Genomic DNA, 20,323 nt, shown 5'->3' with positions numbered 1-20,323 from the left:
GGGGGCACGGAGGGGGGGGGGAGCTCTTTTTTTTGGGGGGGGTCGGGGAGGGCCCCGGCCCCCGCCCGCCCCCCGGGCCCCGAGCTTTCAACACCATCTGCCGACTGACATCAGCCGGCCTTCTTTGTCCGCTGCGATCCGCCTGGGAGGGCGGGGCTGCGGGGATCGCGGATGCGTGACCGGGGACCACCTTCCAATCCGGGGCCTGCGGTACCCGGGCGCTCTTACCCGGCCCGGGCGATCCTGATGGCGTTCGGCTCCTAACCTGTTTCGGTTGATCCGTCTTTACTGCGGTTGTGCGGTACTGCTGCGCGACCCCTGGGGTCGCTCGGCCCGGCAGCCAGTGGAGGAACCCACCATTTCCGGCTCCGCCACTCCGCTGCCGTGCCGCTCCTTCGACCTCTTGCACGGCAGTTCGTCTCTGCCGTGCCCATCGACTTCTGGGCTACGACGAGAACACTAGCCTCTGCCGACAGCAATGTCTACAGCGGTCACGACAGATTTACTCCATCTGCAGGGCCTGGAACTGTGTCTCCCTTATGCCTGGAAGAGGGCGACCGACCAGGCAGGGTGCTTTGGGGATAAGCGACCCAGGCGGACGGAGTGCCCGAGCGGAGAGTGCGGTCACGCAGTGAGGGCCCGACCGGCGCGCGCCGGTCGGGCCCTCACTGCTGTTCTGGTGTCAGCGCGCGCCTGTCGCGTCGGTCAGAGAGACAGGGGGGCGCCGAGCATCGTGGAAGCCCGCTGCAACGGACTGTCGATGGGGGCGGGTGCCGTCTCGGGCCAGGTGCGGCAGGTGAAGCCGAGCCCGGCCATGGCCCTCATGACCTCGCCGGCGCTGAAATCGCGGCGATCCTGACGGGTGATGACCTGGCCGACCTGCTTGACGGGGTAGTGGCGTCGTCCGATGATCACGGACTCGCCGGTGACCGGTTCGGGCTTGACGCCCTTCATCGATTCCAGCACGCCGCTCTTGGTCAGATCGAACGGGAAGCGGGCAATGACACAGCGCATGATGCCTCACAGGCAGGAGAGGAAACGGGACCGACCACCGTCCGGCGGTTCAGCGGGAGAGCGCGAGGACGCCCGGGACACCGCCGTGTTCGCCGACCACGGGCACGGGCCCGAGCCGCCCGAAGGACATGACGTCCCCGGCTTCGGCCCTCGTGGCCAAGGGTGAGACGAGCGGCTCGCTGCCGCTGCTGTCACCCAGACGGATCCGGTCGGTGTATCCGGAGCCGTTCCTCACGGCGGCCAGCCGGGCCCGGGTGACCAGGCCGACGCACCGGCCGTCCTCATCGCAGACGATCAGCCGCTCCGCACGCGCGGCGGCCATGACGGACAGCGCCACCTCGACGGTCATGTCGTACCAGAGGTGCGGCGCGGCTGCGTCCATGGCGTCGGCCACCGGGCTGTGCGCGGAACGAGCGCTCATGGAGCGAGTCTGCAACTGGACCATTGCCAAAGGGTGCCTCCTGGGAAGACGGGACGAATTCCTGACCACGACTGCTCTACGCGGCCGCACCTGCGGGGGACTGCGGTGCGGGGGAACGCCGGGGAGCCGAGGCGGGGCGGCGTCGGCCGCGTGAGGTGCCACCGCGCTTCTTGGGGCGCTCGGCCACCGGGGCGGTGATGACGACCGGGATGCCGGTCGGGGTCTGGGCTCCGGTGATCCGGCTGAGGGATTCGTCGCCCGAGCTGACCTGGGTGGTCTGCGGCATGATCCCGGCGTCCGACATGAGGCGGACCATGCCGCGTCGCTGGCTCGGTGTGACGAGCGTGACGACGCTGCCGGACTCACCGGCGCGGGCCGTGCGCCCGCCCCGGTGGAGGTAGTCCTTGTGGTCGGTCGGCGGGTCGACGTTGACGACGAGGTCGAGGTTGTCGACGTGGATGCCGCGGGCCGCGACGTTGGTGGCCACCAGCACGGTGACGTGTCCGGTCTTGAACTGCGCCAGGGTGCGGGTGCGCTGCGGCTGGGACTTGCCGCCGTGCAGGGCGGCGGCCCGCACTCCGCTGTTGAGCAGGTCCTGGGTCAGCCTGTCGACGGCGTGCTTGGTGTCCAGGAACATGATCACGCGGCCGTCGCGTGCGGCGATCTCGGTGGTGGCCGCGTGCTTGTCGGCGGCGTGGACGTGGAGTACGTGGTGCTCCATCGTCGTGACGGCGCCGGCCGAGGGGTCGACGGAGTGCACGACCGGATCGGTCAGGTAGCGCCGCACGAGCAGGTCGACGTTGCGGTCGAGGGTGGCGGAGAACAGCATGCGCTGGCCCTCGGGGCGGACCTGGTCGAGCAGCGCGGTGACCTGCGGCATGAAGCCCATGTCGGCCATCTGGTCGGCCTCGTCGAGGACGGTGATGGAGACCTGGTTCAACCGGCAGTCGCCGCGGTCGATGAGGTCCTTGAGGCGTCCCGGAGTGGCGACGACGACCTCGGCTCCACCGCGCAGCGCGCTCGCCTGCCTGCCGATCGACATCCCGCCCACCACCGTGGCCAGTCGCAGCTTGAGAGAGCGGGCGTACGGGGTGAGAGCGTCGGTGACCTGCTGCGCCAGTTCACGCGTCGGTACGAGGATCAGCCCCAGCGGCTGCCGGGGCTCGGCGCGCTGCCCGGCCGTACGACCGAGCAGGGCCAGGCCGAAGGCGAGCGTCTTGCCGGAACCGGTGCGCCCGCGGCCGAGGACATCGCGGCCGGCGAGGGAGTTCGGGAGGGTCGCGGCCTGGATCGGGAACGGTACGGTGACGCCGGCCGAGCCGAGCGCGGCCAGCAGCTCACCGGGCATGTCGAGATCGGCGAAGCCCTCCACGGCGGGCAGCGCGGGGGTGATCGTCCGAGGGGGAGCGAACTCTCCCTGGACGGCGGCGGGCCGACGGCCGTAACCGCCTGAACGGCTCGGACCGGCCGGTCGGCGCGCGGCCGACGAGCCGAAGCGGCTGCCACCCTTTCCGGAGTCGACACTGCCGTTACGGCTGCGGGCATAGCGGTCGTTCGTGCGTGTGCGGTTCATGCGGAACCTTCCTCGATACGGCACATATCAAGGAATTCCCGCACTATGAGCGGCACGGAGAATTGCAAGAAAGGGCCGGTGGGGTGGCGGCTTGCGATTGCGCGGATTTATCCGTCATCAGATTCGCAAGCACTTAAATAAGCTGAAATAGGTAGCGCGGCGCATGGGCTCAATACTTGAAGTATCCACTGCGCTGTGGCTGTGAAGGGGTGCGACTGCCCCCTGAAGAACGATCCGTGTGCGGTGCGGCCTACGGATTTCCTGCTTGTCTGCCGCAGGTGAAATCACTGCGGGAAACGCTTGTAGCTGGGGCCCGCACCCCGAGGGATGCGGGCCCCAGCTACAAGTACGCGATGCGCGGCGTCAGGCGAGAACGATGTTCTCGGCCGTCGGGCCCTTCTGGCCCTGCGCGATGTCGAAGTTCACCTTCTGGCCCTCCAGCAGTTCGCGGAAGCCCTGGGCGGCGATGTTCGAGTAGTGGGCGAACACGTCAGCGCCGCCACCCTCCTGCTCGATGAAGCCGAAGCCCTTTTCCGCGTTGAACCACTTCACGGTACCAGCAGCCATGTCATTTCTCCCTTGGGGCAGTGCGTCGGAGCCCGCACCGTGCGGACGCCGAGTCGCCGCGATGATCACCCCACCCGGAAAAGACCGGATATACACAAGCGTTTCCAGTGGGACAACGTCCGACCGGACAGCACTTGAATTTTCGGGAACCACAACTGCAACTGAGACCGACAGTAGCACGCCGCAGCGGCCGACGTGCGGTGGAAAATCCCTCTCTACTCATTTCGGCAAAGAATCTGCCAGCCTGTTCCGCTGAAATCTCAGCTCGCCGACGCAGATATTGGCATACCCGCGCGACGTCATACCAGTCGGCCCAGGGGCGTGCGTGCCGAGGTGGCGCTCGTACATTTCGTCATACATCGAGCCGGCCGGCCACCGCGCCGGCGAGTGAAGCCGAGGCGAGGCACCGTGGGACGTCTGTGCCTCGCCTCGGCCGCTATGGGGAGGGCGTTACCCGGCGGCCAGCGGTGTGACGGCGATCTGGTCGATCACCGGTGCGTACGGGGACCGTTGGTCGTACTGGTTGTAGGTGTCGCCGTCGAAGTCCGGCAGCTCTTCCGCCATGAAGGTCAGGCGGTTCCTGCCCTTGTCGAGGGTGACCGGGACGGTCAGTTCCCAGAAGTTGTTGAAGTGGAAGGTCGTCGGGAACAGAACACGGCGGGCCGGTCCGCCGTTGACGGAGAGGTCGGCGTGGCGGGCGACCGGGTCGGGGTTGTAGTGGGTGGCGGGTGCCTGTTCCGCGTTGGAGTAGCGGATGGTCAGCGCGTGCCGTCCGGCCTGGGCGGCGGTCACGTCGATGCTGAGGGCGTTGGCCTTTCCGGCGCCGATGTCTGTGACGGCCTTGCCGTTCGCCGCGAAGCTGTAGGCGGCGGTTGACTTGGCGGCACCGGTGAGGGTGCCGTCCTCGGCCTGGTGGACGGTCGGCTTGAGGGTTCCCCGCGACGGCATGACCCGCAGCCGGTCGAGGTTCAGCCGGCCAGACACACCGGTCAGGGTGATCTTGTTGATGCCGCCGGAGAGGAACAGCTTGACCGTGTCCGTGCCCTTCCTGGCGCCCCCGACCGGATGCGCGGGGAGCTTCTCACCGTTCAGCGCCAGGCTCGCCGACCCTCCGCCCAGATGGTCGACGGCGACGGTGGATTCACCGTCGGTGGGGGAGTGGACCCAGAAGGTCGTGGAGGCACCGTCGGCCAGGGGTACCGTGCCGGGGCCGGAGGTGCCGGAGCGGCTGTAAACGGGCCGGGTGCCGTCGAGCGCGGCGTACTCGGCCTCGTAGACGGCCGGCTGGGTGACGTTGCCGTCGCGCAGCCCGAGGTCGATCTTGTCGATGATCGCGTCGCCCTTGGTGACGCCGAGCTCGGGGTCCTGTGCGGCGAGGGTGATCCGGTGCTTGCCGGCGGTCAGCTTCACCGTCGTGTCGGTGTGCCCCCACACCACCCACTTGTAACCCAGCGGCAGCCGCAGCTCCTGCGAGTCCTTGCCGTCGACGCGCAGGAAGACGTTGGTCGGGCCCTGCTCCTTCACCAGGTCGTACTGGTTGAACGAGTTGGCGAAGACGCTCAGGTCGTACGTGCCGTCCTGCGGAACCTCGACGTCGAAGGCGAGGACGCCGTCGGAGCCGGTGCGCAGCCCGCCCACGTTGTAGGCGCCGGACGTGGCGAACTTGCCCACGTTCGAGGGCGTGCCCTCCGGGCCGTTCCTGGAGTAGCCCGCGCCGGTGTAGGTGGCGTTCTCCGCCTCGTACGTCTTGCGCCAGCTCACCGAGGGCGCGGCCGGCGCTCCGCCGCTGCCGCCGGGGGAGAGGATGACCTGGTACGCCGACATCTCGTTCATGTCCCGCATCGGCAGGGTCACCGTGCCGTCCGCGCCGACCTCGACCTTCCGGTCGGCCAGCCGCAGCGGCTGCGCGGAGTCGCCGACCTGTCCGGTCCAGGGGATCTCCTGCACGGTGGCGCGCACGGTCGTGCCGAACAGCCCGGGGTCGATGTTGCGGAAGACGACGTCCGCGTCGCCGCTCTTGCCTCCGAAGAGGGCCCGCGACTGCTTCTTGCCCTCGTCGAGCGTGGCCACGCCCTGGAGGGTGTACTGCGCGTTGGGGTGCGGGGCGGTCACCTGCACCGTGTGCCCGGACATCTGGCCGTAGGCGTTGAACAGCCACCACTGGCCATTGCCCTTGTTGGCCTCCACGGCCGAGTCGTTGAGATTGCCGTCGATGTTCCAGTACGCCAGGTCGGCGTCGATCTTCGACTCCTCGATGGCGGAGACCCACTGGACGACCTGGCCGGGCACCGACAGGTGGTAGTTGTGGCCGTACTCGTTGACGTTGATCGGCAGCGGGTCGACCCCGACCTCCTTCTCCCACCCCCGGTACCTGGCCACACTGGTGCGGACCGCGGCGGGCGAGGACAGCTCGTGCCAGGTCATCACGTCCGGCACGACGTCGTTGTCCTTCGCGTACTGGAGGAAGCCCTTGACCTGGCCGAAGAGCTGGGAGGTGTTGGGGCCCGCGATCCGCGCGTCCGGGTCGAGGCTCTTGATCAGGTGATGGACCTCCTTCCACGCGGCGAAGAACTGCCGGGGTTCGTCCAGCCAGGAGACCTTGTCGTAGCTCCAGTCGCCCGTGCCGAACATGTTCCCCTCGGGTTCGTTGAAGGGGACGTAGACGACGTGGTCCTTGTAGTCGCCCATGGTCATGACCTGGCGGACCTGCTTCTTGATCTTCTCCTTGAAGTCCGCGAGGCGCGCGGGACCGTCGGCGCCCGGCCACTGGTAGGGGAAGCCTCGGTAGATGTCCGTCATGTAGATGTAGACGTCCTTGCCGCCCGACTCCACGAAGGGCGGCAGTATCTCCAGCGCGTCGGCTCCCGGATGCTGCGGACCGTCCTGCGCCTTCGTGGAGACCGTGCGCAGACGCATGCCCTCGATGAGGTTGCGGCTCGGCACGCCGTCGCCGTAGACACCGTAGAGGGAGCCGGAGGCCCCGCCGTGGAAGGCGCCGGTGTCGGTGGCGAGGTCGATGACGAGCTGTTCCGGTGCCGCCGCCCGGGCCGTCCCGGTCGCGGGGCCGGCGAGCAGGGCGGCAAGGACCGCCACCGCCGCGGTAACGGCTTCCGTCATTCTTCTTCTTCGCACTGAGGTCTCCAGGAGGTCCGCGTGCTGGGTGGAGGGAAAGCGAATCGGTTCGACATGTCGACGGCCCACGAGAAGGCGCGCCTGTGGCCCGTAAGGGGGGCCCAGGGGTGTGTCGGGAGTGACGTCCGCTCGGCGCGGCACGGTGGGGGCACACGGGCTGCGAACCGGTTCGGGGGAAGCTAGCACCGGCTCGATCCGTCGGCAATGCCTCTGACACAGGGAACTGTGCGGCGGACAAAGGGCTATGGAAAGCACGAGATGTTCTGCGTGAAGCATTGACAGCGATGGGTGTGCTCCCTACCTTCCATTCAGCGAACCGGTTCGACAACCGGTCGTGATCACCATCCAGCCCCAGACCTTCGGACGACCGGTGGGTGCGCTCACCTCTTCCGTGCGAACCGGTTCGACAGAGGAGTTGCCGTGAACATCGGTGAAATCGCCAAGCGGGCCGGTGTCTCCCGGAGCACCGTGTCCTACGCGCTCAGTGGCAAGCGCGCCGTGTCCGAAGAGACCCGTCGGAAGATCCAGCGGGTCATCGACGAGCTGGGGTACCGGCCCAACGCGAGTGCCCGGGCCCTGGCCAACGGCCGCACCAGCACGATCGGCCTGGTGTTCCCGCCGGCCGGCAATCACTACACCGGGATGCAGCTCGATTTCATCGGCAGTGTGGTGGAGGCCGCCGCGGCGCACGACTACGACGTGCTGATGTCACCGAGCGGCGTGGACAGCGACCGCTCGTTCCAGCGCCTGCTGGGGGAGCGGCGGGTGGACGGCGCCATCCTGATGGAGATCAGGCTGGAGGACGACCGCGTCGATCACATGGTCGAGTTGGACTTCCCCTGCGTCGCCATCGGTCGTACGGCGCATCCGGAGGACGGCTGGTGGGTCGGCCTGGACCACACCAGGCTGGCGGAGGCGTGCGTCCATCATCTGGCGGACCTGGGCCACCGCACGATCGCTTTCGTCAACCGGCCGGAACAACTGCTGCGCACCGGATACGAGTCCGCGCACCGGGGGCTGGAAGGGTTCACCAAGGCCGCCGCCGAGCGCGGGCTCACCGTGCGGACGTACTGCTGCGGGGACGACGCGGCCTCCGGTCAGGCGTGCCTGGAGCGCATCCTGCACGACGACCCGGCCACCACGGCGCTGGTCACCCTCAACGAGGCGGCTCTCGGAGGCATCTACCGGGGTCTCGCCCGGGCGGGTCGCCATGTGCCGCGCGACTTCTCCGTCACCGGGGTGGTGGCCGGCCGATGGGCGGAGACGGTGACCCCGCAGCTCACCGCGGCGGACGTGCCGGCGGAGGAGATGGGCCGACGCGCCGTCGAACTGCTCATGGAACGCCTCGACCATCCTGGCGCGGCACCACGGCACCACCTCCTTGTGCCGCCGATCTCCCTGCGCTCCAGCACCGGACCCGCGGCCGGAGCGGTCCCGGCCGACGCCTCGGCCGGCCTCTCTCCGCGGTCCTGAAGAACGACACCGCTCCACGGACCACCTCCTCCTCCCGCAGCGTCCCGAACCGTTCCCCTCCGGCCGTGCGGACATGGCCTCGCACGCCCACACGGCGTCCCGAGCACACCTGTGCCAAGAACTAAGGAATCCGCAATGCGTAGAATCCCCAGGCGTCGCCTCACCGCGACAGTGGCCCTGTCGACCGTCGTCGCCGTCACCGGCACCGCCTGCTCCTCCGGCTCGGGCAGCACGAGCGCCGAGGGCGACAGCGGAACGTACACCGTCTGGGACCCCTACCCGCAGTTCGGCAAGGGGTCGGCCTGGGCGAAGCTGCTGGATGCCTGCGGCACCAAGGCCGGCGTGAAGATCAAGCGGACGGCCTTCGACACGAGCGACCTCTCCAACAAGGCGCTGCTGGCGGCGCAGCAGGACAACTCCGCGGACCTCCTCATCGTCGACAACCCGGTGGTGTCGACCCTGGCCGAAGCCGGCGTGCTCACCACGACCGACGAGAACAAGCTGGACACCTCCACGGTAGACGCCAACCTGCTCGCCGCCGGCCAGTCGGGCGGCAAGACGTACGGCACGCCGATCGGCGCCAACACCCTTGCCCTGTACTACAACAAGGACGTGCTGCAAAACGCCGGGGTGGACATCACCTCGGTCAAGGACTGGAAGTCGCTGACGGCGGCTCTCGAGAAGGTCGAGGCAGCCGGCAAGAAGGGCATCACCTTCTCGGCCATCGGCACCGAAGAGGGCAGCTTCCAGTTCCTGCCGTGGTTCTGGGGCTCCGGGGCGACACTGACCGAACTCGACTCCGAGCAGGCGGCCGACGCGCTGTCCCTGTGGAAGGACTGGCTGGAGAAGGGGTACGCGCCCAACTCGGTCATCAACAACACCCAGACGACCAGCTGGCAGGAGTTCGCGAGCGGCGACTACGCCTTCGCGGAGAACGGCACCTGGCAGCTCGCCAACGTCCAGAAGGCCGGCTTCGACTACGGCGTCCTGCCCATCCCCGCGTCCGCGGGAGGCAACGCCGCGGCCCCGACGGGCGGCGAGTTCGTCACCGTCCCGGCCCAGGGCGACACCGGCCGCTACACCACGTCGCGGAAGCTGGTCTCCTGCCTGACCAGCGCCGAGAACCTCAACACCACCGACGCGACCCTGTCGTACGTGGCACCGACGGGCGAAGTGCAGGACAAGCAGGTCGCGGCGAACGCCGAGCTGAAGCCCTGGGTCGACGCGGTGAAGGCGGCCAAGGGACGCACCAGCGACGACCTGGGCACGAAGTACCCGCGGATCTCCGAGCAGTTGTGGAAGGCCGTGCAGTCCGCCCTCAGCGGTGCGCAGTCACCGAAGGACGCGCTGGCCAAGGCCCAGTCCGCCGTCAAGTAGCCACGAAACCCCGGTCAGCAGATGACTCACACGACCCAGTTGCCGGACCGCCGGTCCGCGCGCGTCCGGAAGGGGGCGGCCGGCGTCACCCCGTCACCGGCTCCCGCGCGAACACGGCGTCGTCCGACGTCCCAGCAGTGGGCCGCCTGGGCCTTCCTGGCCCCGGTGACGCTCTACCTCGTCCTGTTCTACGCCTACCCGCTGTACCGCAACATCGACCTGAGCCTGCGCAACTACACGGTCCGTTCCTTCGTCCAGGGCAACGCGCCGTTCACGGGCCTGGAGAACTACCTCACCGTCTTCGACGACCCCGCCTTCACGCCGGCTCTGCTGCACACCGCGGTGTTCACCGTCGTGTGCCTGGTCTTCCAGTACGCCTTCGGACTGGCCCTCGCGATCTTCTTCAAGCAACACTTCCCCCTGTCGGCGACCCTGCGTGCCCTGTTCCTGGTGCCGTGGCTGCTGCCGCTCATCGTGTCGGCCTCCACCTGGTCGTGGATGCTCAACAGCGACTCCGGCATCGTCAACGCCGTCCTGCACGCCGTCGGCATCAACCCGGTGAACTGGCTCACCTCGCCCTCGTGGTCACTCACCTCGGTGATCATCGCCAACATCTGGATCGGCGTGCCGTTCAACCTCGTCGTCCTCTACAGCGGCCTCCAGTCGATCCCGGATTCGCTCTACGAGGCGGCCGCCCTGGACGGGGCGAACGCCTGGCAGCGCTTCTGGCACCTCACCTTGCCCCTGCTGCGACCGGTGTCCGCCATCACGCTGCTCCTCGGCCTGGTCTACACACTCAAGGTCTTCGACATCATCTGGATCATGACCAAGGGCGGGCCGGCGGATGCCTCCACCACCTTCGCCACCTGGTCCTACCAGCTCGGATTCGGCAACGCCCTGCCCGCCTTCGGGCCAGGGGCGGCGGTCGGAAACCTCCTCGTCGTGGCCGCCCTGGTGTTCGGCCTGATCTACCTGAAGGTCCAGCGAAAGCAGCACGTCTCATGACTACCGCGACCACACTCCGCCCGCGCGGGAGCCGGAGCCACTGGTGGAAGACGGCCACGGGCACCCTGCTCACGGCGGTCATGCTCTTCCCGGTCTACTGGATGCTCAACGTCTCCTTCACCCGGGACGAGGACATGCGCAAGAGCCCGCCCGGCCTGTTTCCCGTGCGGGGCACACTCGACGGCTACCGCAGGGTCCTCGACGAACAGCTGCCCTACCTCGCCACCAGCCTCGTCATCGGCCTGGGTACCGTCGTCCTGACCGTGGCCCTGGCCGCACCCGCCGGATACGCGCTGGCCAAGCTCCGCCCCCGCGGCGGCGGCATCCTCAACTTCGTCCTGCTGGCCGCCCAGATGATCCCCGGCATCATCATGGCGATGGGCTTCTACGCCATCTACCTCAACCTCGGCCTGCTCCAGTCCGTCCCCGGCCTGATCCTCGCGGACTCCACCCTGGCCGTCCCCTTCGCCGTGCTCATCTTCACGGCGTTCATGTCCGGCATCCCCGGCGAGCTGATCCAGGCCGCCACGATGGACGGCGCCGGAGCCCTGCGCACCTTCTGGTCCGTCGTCCTGCCGATGAGCCGCAACTCCGTCGTCACGGTGTCCCTGTTCGCCTTCCTGTGGTCCTGGTCCGACTTCGTCTTCGCCGGCACCCTCGTCAACGGCGGCGCCCACGAGCCCATCACCCTCGGCATCTACCACTACATCGGCAACAACAACCAGGAATGGAACGCCATCATGGCCACCGCCGTCGTGGCCTCACTGCCGGCCGCCGTCATCCTCGTCCTGGCACAGCGGTACGTCGCGGCCGGTGTCACCGCAGGAGCCGTCAAGGACTGACCTCCGCGGCAGCCCGTCCCTTTTCCTCGTCACGGCTCCACCGTCCCCTTGCCGGACGGCCGTTGCCTCCCGCCCGAGAATCGAGTCGCCCCTCATGACCGCCGCCCTCTCCGGCCCGGCTTTCTCCGTCCACGACATCCCGTTCAGCACCCGCGGATCCTGGTTCGGCATCTCGCCCGTGGTGGCGGAGAAAACGTACGCCGAGGACCTCCACCTCGTCTCCCACCAAACCGGCATGCACGCCGTCCTGAGCCTGACCCCCGTGAGCCCGGGGACGGGAACCCGCGCCGCAACACGCGTCGAGGCGACCCCGGACCTGCTCAGCTGGATCGGCCGGACGGGCCGCGTCGACCTCGCCTACGAGTCACCGGACACCCTTCGCCTGCGGGGAAACGGTCTGGGCATCCGCGTCTGCGCGGCGGCGCGGGCACTGACCCCGTTCAGCGGCACCTACTTCTACCAGGAGCCCCACGCCACCGCGTACGTGTTCACCTCGTACGAGACGGGGCGGCGCTACCGGATCACCGTCCTGTCCGGCGCAGTGGCCGGTACCACCGGCGCGCAGGCACTGGGCAGTGCCGACCGCGGTGTCACGATCGCGGCCGACGGCGGCGGGACCTGGGAGATCGCGGTCGAGGAGTACGAGACCGCACGCACCCCTTACAGCTCCTCGGTTGCCTTCGACCGGATCGTCGAGGCCGCACGCACCGCCTTCACGGACTTCACCGATGCCATCGCGCCGTGGCGTTCGCCCTCCACCCCCGCCGCGGAGCTCGCCGCCTATGTGCTGTGGTCCGCGACCGTCCGGCCGAGGGGCTTCGTCACCAGGCCCGCGGTGCTGATGTCCAAGCACTGGATGGACAAGGTGTGGAGCTGGGACCACTGCTTCAACGCTCTCGCCCTGGCCCCCGGACAACCGGAACTGGCCTGGGACCAGTTCTTCCTGCCCTTCGACCACCAGGACGAGAGCGGCGCCCTGCCGGACTCGGTCACCCATTCCGAAGTACTGCACAACTTCGTCAAGCCCCCCATCCACGGCTGGGCCTTCGGACATCTGCGCCGACGACTCCCCGCGCCACTCGAGAGGACGCGACTGACCGCGGCGTACGACCGCATCGCCCGCTGGACGGACTTCTGGCTCACGGCACGACGCGCCCCCGGTGCCGCCCTGCCCCACTACCAGCACGGCAACGACAGCGGCTGGGACAACGCCACCACCTTCGACGCCGAGCGCGTCGTCGTGACCGCCGACCTGGCCGCCTTCCTCGTCCTGCAGATGCGTGAACTGGCGCGAATTGCCGAAGAATTGGAGCTTACGGGTGACGCCCGGCGGTGGATGCGAACGGCCGACACGACGCAGGCGGCGATGTTCGGGGAACTGTGGACCGACGGCCGCTTCATCGCCCGTTCGCTCGCGGACGGCCGCCCTTTGGCCGGCACCAGCCTTCTGGACCTGATGCCCATCACGCTGGGCGAGTACTTGCCCGGGGACGTCGCAGCCGAACTCGCCGCAGGTCTCGGGGCGCACCTGACGCCACACGGCCTGGCCACCGAACAGCCCACCTCACCGCACTACGTCTCCGACGGCTACTGGCGTGGACCGATCTGGGCCCCGTCCACCGTGCTCGTCGAGGATGGCCTGCGCCGTGCCGGTCACCACCGTCTCGCGGACGAGGCCAGCGCACGATTCCGCGCCCTGTGCGAAACCTCCGGCTTTGCGGAGAACTTCGACGCCGTCACCGGCACGGGGCTGCGCGACCGGGCCTACACCTGGACCGCAAGCGGCTACCTGCTTCTCGCCGAAGCCTACGAACTCCGACGCACCGAGCCGTCGCAGGCGGTCACCGCCTGACGGACCACGCCGGCACCCGTTCGGCTGATGTGCCGGGCCTGGCCAGGGCTGCGGTCGGGGCTACGCTCGCGGACCGCGCGGCGCGCGGGACGACGGCGAAGCCACAGGGGGAGCACGTGCCACACCAGTGCGAACCAGACCATCACGCCGCCGACGAGCAGCTTCGCCATGAGGTCCGAAACCACGCCATGCAGGATCAGAAGCAGTGTGCACCCGACGGTCACGGCCATCAGGAGCATGCCGCCCATCATCATCCGGTGCGCCACCTGCACCCTTCGCGGACCATTCATCTGCCCGTTGAAGCTGTCCCCACGCCGGAGACACGGACGATGACCACGGGGAGCGGCGGTCAGCCGAGGTAGAAGTCCTTGCGGACGGCGACGAACTCCTCGACGGTCAGGGGTCGTTTCCCGGTGATGCGCTCGACATCGGTGGTCGCCCTGTCGTAGCGGTTCGCGCGGTGCAGCCGCGCCATGGTCGCGATGTGCTGCTCGGTGTGCCGCGGGAGGCCCGCGTTCGTGAGTACCTCTGTGCGCCACCGTCGCAGGGGGACGTTCAGGTAGGTCACTGTGCGGCCGAGTGCCTGGAGAACGCCTGGGCCACTGCGGTCATGTCGAGCGCCCGCGGTCCGGTCAGCTCGTACACCTTCCCGGTGTGCTCCCCGGGATCGCGCAGGATGGTCGCGACCACCTGGGCGACGTCGTAGGCGGCGACTGGTGAGGTACGCCCGGTCCCGAACGGCAATGCCGGCGTGCCGTTCTCGCGGATCGAGCGCGCCGCGAGGGTGGTGAACAGCAGATTGTCGAGGAACGTCGTCGGGCGCACATGCACCACGGGCAGGCCCGACCAGTCCAGCACCTGCTCCGCCAGCCAGTGCTGCCGCTGCTGGTGGGATTCCGCGGTGCTGGTGGCCGTCATCTGCGACACCGTCATCTGCGACATGTCCACCAGCAGGTCGAGTTCGCCGTGCGCCTTCGCGACCGTGGCCATGACGGTCGCCGCCAGCAGGTGGTCCGGGGACACGCTGAGTCCGAAGTACGTCCGGCGGACGCCGTCGAGCGCGGCCGCCACCGTTTCGGGGCGGGTCAGGTCCCCGGTGACGACCTCGGCGCCCAGGGCCCGCACCTCGGCCGCGCGGTCGTCCTCGCGGCGGACCAGCTTCGGTAAATGTTCATGTGGGTGACCGGTGGGCACGTACATGACTCTTGACTCACTCGGGACGTGCTCTCTACTCTCCCGATAGAGAGCGCTTTCTGTCTGTTGCTCCGAGGTGTTCCCCTCCGCGTAACAGTTCATGTCCGTACCCGTTCATCGCCCCCCACGTTTGGAGATCGAACGATGGAACTGAGACCTCTCGTTGCCTCTTTCGGCCTGCTCGCCGGCACTCTGGCCGCGGTGGCCTCCGGCACGACCGCGCAGGCGGCGGCGCAGGCCGCGACGACCGTCTACGTCGCACCGTCCGGGACCGCGGGCGCCGCCGGCACCCTGGCCGACCCGACGACGCTGGCCTCGGCGATCAGCCGGGTCGCCGCGGGTGGCACGATCTACCTGCGCGGCGGAACGTACGCGTACAGCCAGACCGTCACCGTGCCCCAAGGGCAGAACGGCACCGCATCCGCGCGTACCACCATCACCGCCTACGGGAGCGAGAAGCCGGTGCTCAACTTCGCCGCGCAGAGCGAGAGTTCGGCGAACCGCGGGCTGCAGGTGAACGGCTCGTACTGGCACGTCAAGGGCATCGTCGTCGAGCGCGCCGGGGACAACGGCATCTACGTCGGCGGCAGCAACAACGTCATCGAGCGCACCGTCACGCGCTTCAACCGCGACACCGGTCTGCAGCTCGGCCGGATCTCCTCCAGCACGCCCATGAGTCAGTGGCCATCGAACAACCTGATCGTGAGCGCCGAGTCGCACGACAACGCCGACTCCGACGGCGAGGACGCGGACGGGTTCGCCGCCAAACTCACCACGGGCACGGGCAACGTCTTCCGCTACGCCGTCTCCCACCACAACATCGACGACGGCTGGGACCTCTACACCAAGACCGACACCGGAGCGATCGGCCCGGTCACCATCGAGGACTCTCTCGCGTACAGCAACGGCACGCTCAGCGACGGCACCGTGAACACCAACGGCGACCGCAACGGCTACAAGCTGGGCGGCGACGACATCGCCGTCAACCACGTCGTACGCCGCAGCATCGCCTTCAAGAACGGCCACCACGGGTTCACGTACAACAGCAACCCGGGCTCCATGGCGATCTCCAGCAACTTGAGCGTCGACAACGCGGAGCGCAACTACTCGTTCGACAAGGGCACGTCGGTGTTCCGCTCCAACACTTCGTGCCGCTTCTCGGTGTCCGGCTCGAACGACAAGACCGTCGGGAGCGCGGACAGCTCCAACCAGTTCTGGACGGGCTCGAACGGCAGCCGCTGCTCCTCCTACAGCGGAGCCCTCGGCTGGTCGTTCGCCACGGACGGCAAGCTCGTCGTCACCCTCGGCGGCAAGGCCGTGACGCTGTAAGGCGCCCAACGGGCGGGCGTGCCCGGCGAACGGGGACCGCTGCGCACGCCACTGCCCCAGACGCATCACGGTGAGCTCCGCCGGGCGGGGCACCACGACCTCCGCCCGGCCGAGCAGCAGACCGTGACCGCCCGAAAACTCACCCAAGACACGATCTACGACGACCCAGCAACAGCAGGACCAGGACGATCGGAACTGTGCCTGCGTCCCTCCGGGCAGTGCCCACGCTCACGACACAGCCGGATGTCGTCTCGAAATGGGGGAGCCCTGGCCAGGAAGGTTCACGGCGAGCGTGACGGTGCCCGGGCACTGATCGAGGTCCTGCTGCTACGCCGGCACATTCCGCACAAGCACCTGGTCGCCGGGCTCGCGACCGCTCTTCGGCTGGCGCCGTGACTTCGGAGCGCTCGCCCTGGAGGTACGCAAGGCCGCACAAAGCGAGGACGAGCCTCCAGCCCCGCCTGCCCTGCCGCCTGAACCGGCCTGCGCGAACATGACGTTCCTGCACGAGTGGACGCGTGCGCACCTGCCTCCGGGCACCCGGCCGTTGCCCTCACACGAGACGTCGTCGCTCTACGTTCCGCGACGGTCCTCAATTTGGATGGAGAGGTGCTGCCATGACTGCACGCATCGCTCCAGGTTGTCGAGCATCGTGCTGTCGGCCTTTCGAAAGGGTTCGTCGGGGAGGAAGTGGACGGTGGTCCCGGTCGTGGAGTCATCCACGACCGGTTGCAGGTCAGTGGTGGGCACGCCGTGTTCGTATCGCTGCGTCCAGGAGCCGTTGATGCGGCGGTTGGTATGGACGAGCCAGGTGCTGAGAGCAGCGACGACGGACATGCCCCTGCGCGCGTGGGCGTCGGGGAGGGATGGGGCATCGGGGTGGTCGAAGAACCGGAGGTCCTTCGTTGCCATGACAGGCTTCTTCACGATGTGCCTGTGCTCGTCGCGGCGTGTGTCGGTGCCCCGTCCGTCGTCGGCAACGGCCACGGAGCCGTCTGGGAAGAGGGTGATCCAGCAGCGTCCGCCCTGGCCAGATGCGGCCTCGTCCGCCGCATAGGCGACAACTTCCAGGATCAGATGCAGTGTGCCGCCAGGAGCGAATGCGGCTGAATCCTGGCGGATGTGCGCAAGATGGTCGAGATCAACGGTGCTTGCCCAGTCGTGCGTGGTGTTGCGCCAGGAAGTCCTCGGTGTGTCCATCCATGAAGTATGCGGGGCATGGTAGGGACTGCCCGAGCAGCGCGGAATCCTCGCAATGACTTCATTTCTCACTTCCCACCTGGGCACGGTCGGTGATGGGCTACTGCGCGAACCCGTCACTGGGTTACGTGTGGGTGGGTGGCCGCTGTGGAAACGGGGGGAAGAGACGGGCATGAGCTCCGGAGAGACAGACGGTTTACACGAGGGGGAGCAGCGCCAGGATCCGCAGGAGTGGGCAAGCGGCAGCTCGGTGCCGCCGCGGTCGAGCGGACAAACGGGCGATGGCGGCGGTCAGGGTTCTACACGGGTGCAGGGCGATGCCGATGCGGGGGAGAACGGCCCCCAGCAAGAAGGCGGGTTTTGGCACAGGCAGAACAGGGCGCTCGAGATCGTCGGCACCGTTGTCACAGTGGCCGCTGGGTTGGCCGGACTGATCTTCCTCTTCTGGCCCGATGCACAGCCCACGCCTGACCCCGAGCCGCCGCCAGCGGTCGAACTGGTCGACTCGGACGTCGACCGGGAGCAGAACGTCGCTGCCGATGTGGTCTTCGACGGACAAGTCACCGAGCGGATTCGGGTACCTGCGTCCGTTGTCAGTGCAACGCTGAGGAACAGCGCGGACAATCCCGTTCTGATCACCCGCGCTGAAGTGAACCTTGCTTCCGCTACTGAGGTGTTCTGCCGCTACGGTGCCGGGCCGACTGACATCACAGCGCAGTACGACAACAAGATCCCGGCTGAAGCACAGGCGGGTGCCGTAGTCCCCCGGAAGATGAAGTACACCCTCCCGCCGCATGCCCAGGAGCGGGTTGCGTTCACGGTGGGGCCCGAGCGCTACGGAGAGGGGTCGATGCCCTGGATCTATACCTTCACGATTTCCCTGCACATGGACGACGGCTCCACGGTCACGGTGCCCGAGGTTACTTACCTGGCCCCGACCGACAAGGCCACGGCATTTCTCGCCATGGCAGAACAGGCCACGAATCCACAACAGCCCGGTGGTCCAGGGCTGATGGACCCTTCATGCATCTCCGACCAGGCCCGCTCTGTAGCGCGGCTGGTCAAATCCGCGCCACGCCCGTCGCCGGAACTACGGGAATTCAGCGCAGACCTGGCCCGCTCAGCCGCTCAGTGAGAGGAGCGCACCACGATGGGGTGGCAGGCACCCCCGGCAGGGCGGCTTGCTTGCGGGTTGCCGTTCTTGGCCGATGTCGGATTTCTGCCCGGACTGTGCGTCTTACGCAGTTGGCAGGGACCATCCTTCGGGCAGCATCAGGCCCGGGGGGAGCGGTTGTCCGTCGGCCGGAAGCAGGTGAATCGGCGCTCTTCCTGTGGCTCGTCGTAGATCGACCTGTCCACCGGTGAACTGTGCGTGCTGGAAGTCAACCCGGCCGTCGGTGAACTGAGCCTTGTGGAAGGTGATCTCGGCACCAGTGAACTGCGCGCCCCTGAAGTCGACCTGGCCGTCGGAGAACCGTGCGCCGTCGAAAAAGAGCTGTCCGCCAGAGAACTGCGTGGCGAGGAAGGAGACACTCGCGCCGGAGACCTGCGCGTCGATGAACGTGATTAGGCCGCCGGAAAAGGTCGAACTGGTGAAACTAACACCTCCACCGATGAACTGAGTATTGGTGAAGGACACACGGGCGCCGGAGAACCGCGTGTTGGCGAATGAGAAGTGGCCGTTGAAGACGGCGCCGGTGAAGGAAACCCAGCCACCGGTGAATTGCGCACCGTTCAAGGTCCCGCCGTCGAAGACGGCGTTGGTGAAGTCGAGGTCATGGCCTTGCCAGCAGCGGGAGTCGTCGGCAGGCAGGCTTAGATGATCTCCGATGAGGCGGATGATGGTGTGACGGACTTCTCGCAGAGACAGATAATCGTGGCGCAGCGCCGGGTCGTCGGAGTCGGGGCCGGGACCGGGCATGTAGGGAAGCCGAAGGTAGGCACAGAGGACGTCGATGCAGGTCTGGCGGAGTTCCTTGGTAGGGGCATCGTCAGCGAGTCCGGCCAGTGCGTGAACTCCACCTAGGCGGACGGCGGCTGAGGTGTCGCCGAGCTGGGAGACCGCGGCGGTGAACCGTTCAGTGTGCAGGCGTGTGGCTTCCCGCAGCGCGCCGTCCTCGTCGACGCGCTGTCGGCGGTAGGCGACTACCAGAGCTACGAGTGCGCCCGAGCCGGCGACCACTCCGAAGGAGAGTTTCACGAGGTCGACCAGAGTTTGTGAGGTCAGCTGAGTTTCGGCCTCTAGTTGGTGGACTCCCAGGAGTTCCACCAAGCTCCACAACACTCCGCCCGCCACAACGACAGCAGCCAGGAAAACCAGGGAAAGAACGCGTCCGACCGGCCACAACGGCAGCCCTCGCCGCCGTCGGGTACCCCTATCTGCCATAGCCGCGACTGTACGGAGCCCTGCCCCGTCTTTCCAGGTGCAGTGGAAGGGCTCGTTGCGCGAAGTCCGCGACGAGTCAAAGGGCGGCGTGGCTGGTCACCGGTTTTGCACCCGTCAGACTAGGGCCGCGGCGCCGGCAGTCCCGAGCGCCGTGCAAGCGCCCCGCACATACGAGGACGGAGGCACACGGACGTGTACGAGATCCGGCCGGGCGGCCCGATTTGCCATCGAAGTTGGACCCTTGAGGCGGATGCGGAAGGGCTATCCGGAGAGTTCAGTCCGCCACGTCCGTGGCCAGTTGCCGGACGGCGGCGGATCTCCCGCGATGCCGAGGTCACGCCGCGCGCTCTCGTAAAAGGCATCGCGTGCCACACTCGCGAGCCGATGGGCCTTGGTCCACATCTCGGCGTCGACAGGCCCCTCCCGTACGAGCAGCTCTATGGTCCAGATCATCTCGTGCCACTTCCGTGCCGCCGCGATCGTCGCCGCGTCCCCGACGAGCAGGACAGACTCCCACTCAGTAGCACGATGGGACTCCGCGTCGGCAAGCAAAGGCAGACCCTCGGCCGGCTGCAACGGATCGACCACATCCGCGAACCCGAGACCTGCACCGATGCGCTGGGCGACACGAAGCTGCGCCTTGAGGGCATTGGCATAACGACCGTACGTCTCGAAGCGCTTCTCGTCCCACCGCTCGTCCCACCGCTCGTCCCGCTGCCGCTTCCACTGTCGACGCTCGGTCAAGCTCTGCACGGCATACGAGCCGAGCGAACCGACCACGACGCCTATCAGAGCGGGCAACTGAGCCAAGAGAACCACAGTTTCTCCCTCGACCCGTTCCTTGATGCGGCACGCTCGTCGCTCCGCATCCAAGAGGCCGTACCCACCCAGGGGCCCGTCCCCACCTTCGTCAGGGGCATCTCTGGTCGGCGGTCCCTCGCGACCGAACTTCAATGGC

The 20,323-nt window shown here is 67.8% G+C and carries 17 protein-coding genes and 1 pseudogene; 7 read left to right on the top strand and 11 right to left on the bottom strand.

Annotated elements, in window-relative coordinates; genetic code table 11:
- Window positions 1-705 precede the first annotated feature (705 nt).
- The 5 genes from ACZ56V_RS32595 to ACZ56V_RS32575 form a co-directional block, all read right to left on the bottom strand.
- The gene (locus ACZ56V_RS32595) at window positions 706-1,014 is read right to left on the bottom strand and encodes an SCO5918 family protein (protein WP_468947250.1); all 309 of its coding nucleotides are present in this window, start codon (window positions 1,012-1,014) and stop codon (window positions 706-708) included.
- Window positions 1,015-1,063: 49 nt separating this feature from the next.
- Window positions 1,064-1,435 (bottom strand): CBS domain-containing protein, encoded by a 372-nt coding sequence (locus ACZ56V_RS32590; RefSeq protein WP_398909148.1) that lies wholly within the window; start codon window positions 1,433-1,435, stop codon window positions 1,064-1,066.
- A 76-nt stretch (window positions 1,436-1,511) separates the two neighbouring features.
- Window positions 1,512-3,008: a DEAD/DEAH box helicase gene (locus ACZ56V_RS32585; RefSeq protein WP_468947248.1), complete on the bottom strand. Its 1,497-nt coding sequence runs from the start codon at window positions 3,006-3,008 to the stop codon at window positions 1,512-1,514.
- A 363-nt stretch (window positions 3,009-3,371) separates the two neighbouring features.
- Window positions 3,372-3,575, bottom strand: a complete 204-nt coding sequence (locus ACZ56V_RS32580) for a cold-shock protein (RefSeq protein WP_356361075.1) — start codon at window positions 3,573-3,575, stop codon at window positions 3,372-3,374.
- A 450-nt stretch (window positions 3,576-4,025) separates the two neighbouring features.
- Window positions 4,026-6,692 (bottom strand): cellulosome protein, encoded by a 2,667-nt coding sequence (locus ACZ56V_RS32575; RefSeq protein WP_468947246.1) that lies wholly within the window; start codon window positions 6,690-6,692, stop codon window positions 4,026-4,028.
- Between the two features lie 435 nt (window positions 6,693-7,127).
- Here ACZ56V_RS32575 and ACZ56V_RS32570 point away from each other — a divergent pair, with 435 nt between their 5' ends.
- The 5 genes from ACZ56V_RS32570 (at window position 7,128) to ACZ56V_RS32550 (ending at window position 13,256) form a co-directional block, all read left to right on the top strand.
- On the top strand, window positions 7,128-8,180 hold the full coding sequence (locus tag ACZ56V_RS32570; protein WP_356361079.1) for a LacI family DNA-binding transcriptional regulator: 1,053 nt from the start codon (window positions 7,128-7,130) through the stop codon (window positions 8,178-8,180).
- 135 nt (window positions 8,181-8,315) lie between these two features.
- Entirely contained in the window at window positions 8,316-9,557 is a 1,242-nt protein-coding gene (locus tag ACZ56V_RS32565; protein ID WP_468947244.1) for a sugar ABC transporter substrate-binding protein, read from the top strand.
- A 21-nt stretch (window positions 9,558-9,578) separates the two neighbouring features.
- Window positions 9,579-10,562: a carbohydrate ABC transporter permease gene (locus ACZ56V_RS32560; protein WP_398909157.1), complete on the top strand. Its 984-nt coding sequence runs from the start codon at window positions 9,579-9,581 to the stop codon at window positions 10,560-10,562.
- Window positions 10,559-11,404 (top strand): carbohydrate ABC transporter permease, encoded by an 846-nt coding sequence (locus tag ACZ56V_RS32555; RefSeq protein ID WP_468947242.1) that lies wholly within the window; start codon window positions 10,559-10,561, stop codon window positions 11,402-11,404. The genes ACZ56V_RS32560 and ACZ56V_RS32555 overlap by 4 nt, the downstream gene beginning before the upstream one ends.
- 94 nt (window positions 11,405-11,498) lie before the next feature.
- Complete coding sequence (locus ACZ56V_RS32550; RefSeq protein ID WP_468947240.1) at window positions 11,499-13,256, top strand: amylo-alpha-1,6-glucosidase; 1,758 nt, start codon at window positions 11,499-11,501, stop codon at window positions 13,254-13,256.
- On the opposite strand, the gene ACZ56V_RS32545 is transcribed toward ACZ56V_RS32550, so the two are convergent.
- Genes ACZ56V_RS32545 through ACZ56V_RS32535 form a run of 3 tightly spaced genes read right to left on the bottom strand, consistent with a single transcriptional unit; the run spans window position 13,211 to window position 14,456 of the window.
- Window positions 13,211-13,546, bottom strand: coding sequence for a DUF6328 family protein (locus ACZ56V_RS32545; protein ID WP_468947238.1), 336 nt, complete (start codon window positions 13,544-13,546; stop codon window positions 13,211-13,213). The genes ACZ56V_RS32550 and ACZ56V_RS32545 overlap by 46 nt on opposite strands.
- Window positions 13,547-13,605: 59 nt before the next feature.
- A complete protein-coding gene (locus ACZ56V_RS32540; RefSeq protein ID WP_468947236.1) occupies window positions 13,606-13,824 on the bottom strand; it encodes a hypothetical protein in 219 nt (72 codons plus the stop codon).
- Window positions 13,821-14,456 carry an NAD(P)H-binding protein gene (locus ACZ56V_RS32535; RefSeq protein WP_468947234.1) on the bottom strand — a complete coding sequence of 212 codons (636 nt, stop codon included), beginning with the start codon at window positions 14,454-14,456 and terminating at the stop codon, window positions 13,821-13,823. Before ACZ56V_RS32535 ends, ACZ56V_RS32540 begins: the two co-directional genes overlap by 4 nt.
- A 240-nt stretch (window positions 14,457-14,696) precedes the next feature.
- Between ACZ56V_RS32535 and ACZ56V_RS32530 the strand changes: the two are divergent.
- Window positions 14,697-15,779 (top strand): annotated as a pseudogene (locus ACZ56V_RS32530) (silent information regulator protein Sir2); the annotation flags it as partial.
- 573 nt (window positions 15,780-16,352) lie between these two features.
- On the opposite strand, the gene ACZ56V_RS32525 reads toward ACZ56V_RS32530, so the two are convergent.
- On the bottom strand, window positions 16,353-16,979 hold the full coding sequence (locus ACZ56V_RS32525; protein WP_468947232.1) for an ATP-binding protein: 627 nt from the start codon (window positions 16,977-16,979) through the stop codon (window positions 16,353-16,355).
- Between the two features lie 172 nt (window positions 16,980-17,151).
- Here ACZ56V_RS32525 and ACZ56V_RS32520 point away from each other — a divergent pair, with 172 nt between their 5' ends.
- A complete protein-coding gene (locus ACZ56V_RS32520; RefSeq protein WP_468947230.1) occupies window positions 17,152-18,114 on the top strand; it encodes a hypothetical protein in 963 nt (320 codons plus the stop codon).
- 102 nt (window positions 18,115-18,216) lie between these two features.
- Here ACZ56V_RS32520 and ACZ56V_RS32515 read toward each other — a convergent pair whose 3' ends face one another.
- The gene (locus ACZ56V_RS32515) at window positions 18,217-19,248 is read right to left on the bottom strand and encodes a pentapeptide repeat-containing protein (protein WP_468947228.1); all 1,032 of its coding nucleotides are present in this window, start codon (window positions 19,246-19,248) and stop codon (window positions 18,217-18,219) included.
- Between the two features lie 378 nt (window positions 19,249-19,626).
- Window positions 19,627-20,184 (bottom strand): hypothetical protein, encoded by a 558-nt coding sequence (locus ACZ56V_RS32510; protein ID WP_468947227.1) that lies wholly within the window; start codon window positions 20,182-20,184, stop codon window positions 19,627-19,629.
- Window positions 20,185-20,323: the final 139 nt, after the last annotated feature.

It is taken from the genome of Streptomyces sp. NPDC034099 (assembly GCF_055575415.1).
The sequence above is the reverse complement of the archived record's forward strand: the minus strand, read 5'-3'. Positions and strand labels throughout refer to the sequence as shown.

Coding starts and splice junctions, on each gene's coding strand:
- ACZ56V_RS32560 (WP_398909157.1), top strand. CDS start 9,579: ATGACTCACACGACCCAGTTGCCGGACCGCCGGTCCGCGCGCGTCCGG.
- ACZ56V_RS32545 (WP_468947238.1), bottom strand. CDS start 13,546: ATGAATGGTCCGCGAAGGGTGCAGGTGGCGCACCGGATGATGATGGGC.
- ACZ56V_RS32535 (WP_468947234.1), bottom strand. CDS start 14,456: ATGTACGTGCCCACCGGTCACCCACATGAACATTTACCGAAGCTGGTC.
- ACZ56V_RS32525 (WP_468947232.1), bottom strand. CDS start 16,979: ATGGACACACCGAGGACTTCCTGGCGCAACACCACGCACGACTGGGCA.
- ACZ56V_RS32575 (WP_468947246.1), bottom strand. CDS start 6,692: ATGACGGAAGCCGTTACCGCGGCGGTGGCGGTCCTTGCCGCCCTGCTC.
- ACZ56V_RS32580 (WP_356361075.1), bottom strand. CDS start 3,575: ATGGCTGCTGGTACCGTGAAGTGGTTCAACGCGGAAAAGGGCTTCGGC.
- ACZ56V_RS32550 (WP_468947240.1), top strand. CDS start 11,499: ATGACCGCCGCCCTCTCCGGCCCGGCTTTCTCCGTCCACGACATCCCG.
- ACZ56V_RS32590 (WP_398909148.1), bottom strand. CDS start 1,435: ATGAGCGCTCGTTCCGCGCACAGCCCGGTGGCCGACGCCATGGACGCA.
- ACZ56V_RS32520 (WP_468947230.1), top strand. CDS start 17,152: ATGAGCTCCGGAGAGACAGACGGTTTACACGAGGGGGAGCAGCGCCAG.
- ACZ56V_RS32565 (WP_468947244.1), top strand. CDS start 8,316: ATGCGTAGAATCCCCAGGCGTCGCCTCACCGCGACAGTGGCCCTGTCG.
- ACZ56V_RS32585 (WP_468947248.1), bottom strand. CDS start 3,008: ATGAACCGCACACGCACGAACGACCGCTATGCCCGCAGCCGTAACGGC.
- ACZ56V_RS32555 (WP_468947242.1), top strand. CDS start 10,559: ATGACTACCGCGACCACACTCCGCCCGCGCGGGAGCCGGAGCCACTGG.
- ACZ56V_RS32595 (WP_468947250.1), bottom strand. CDS start 1,014: ATGCGCTGTGTCATTGCCCGCTTCCCGTTCGATCTGACCAAGAGCGGC.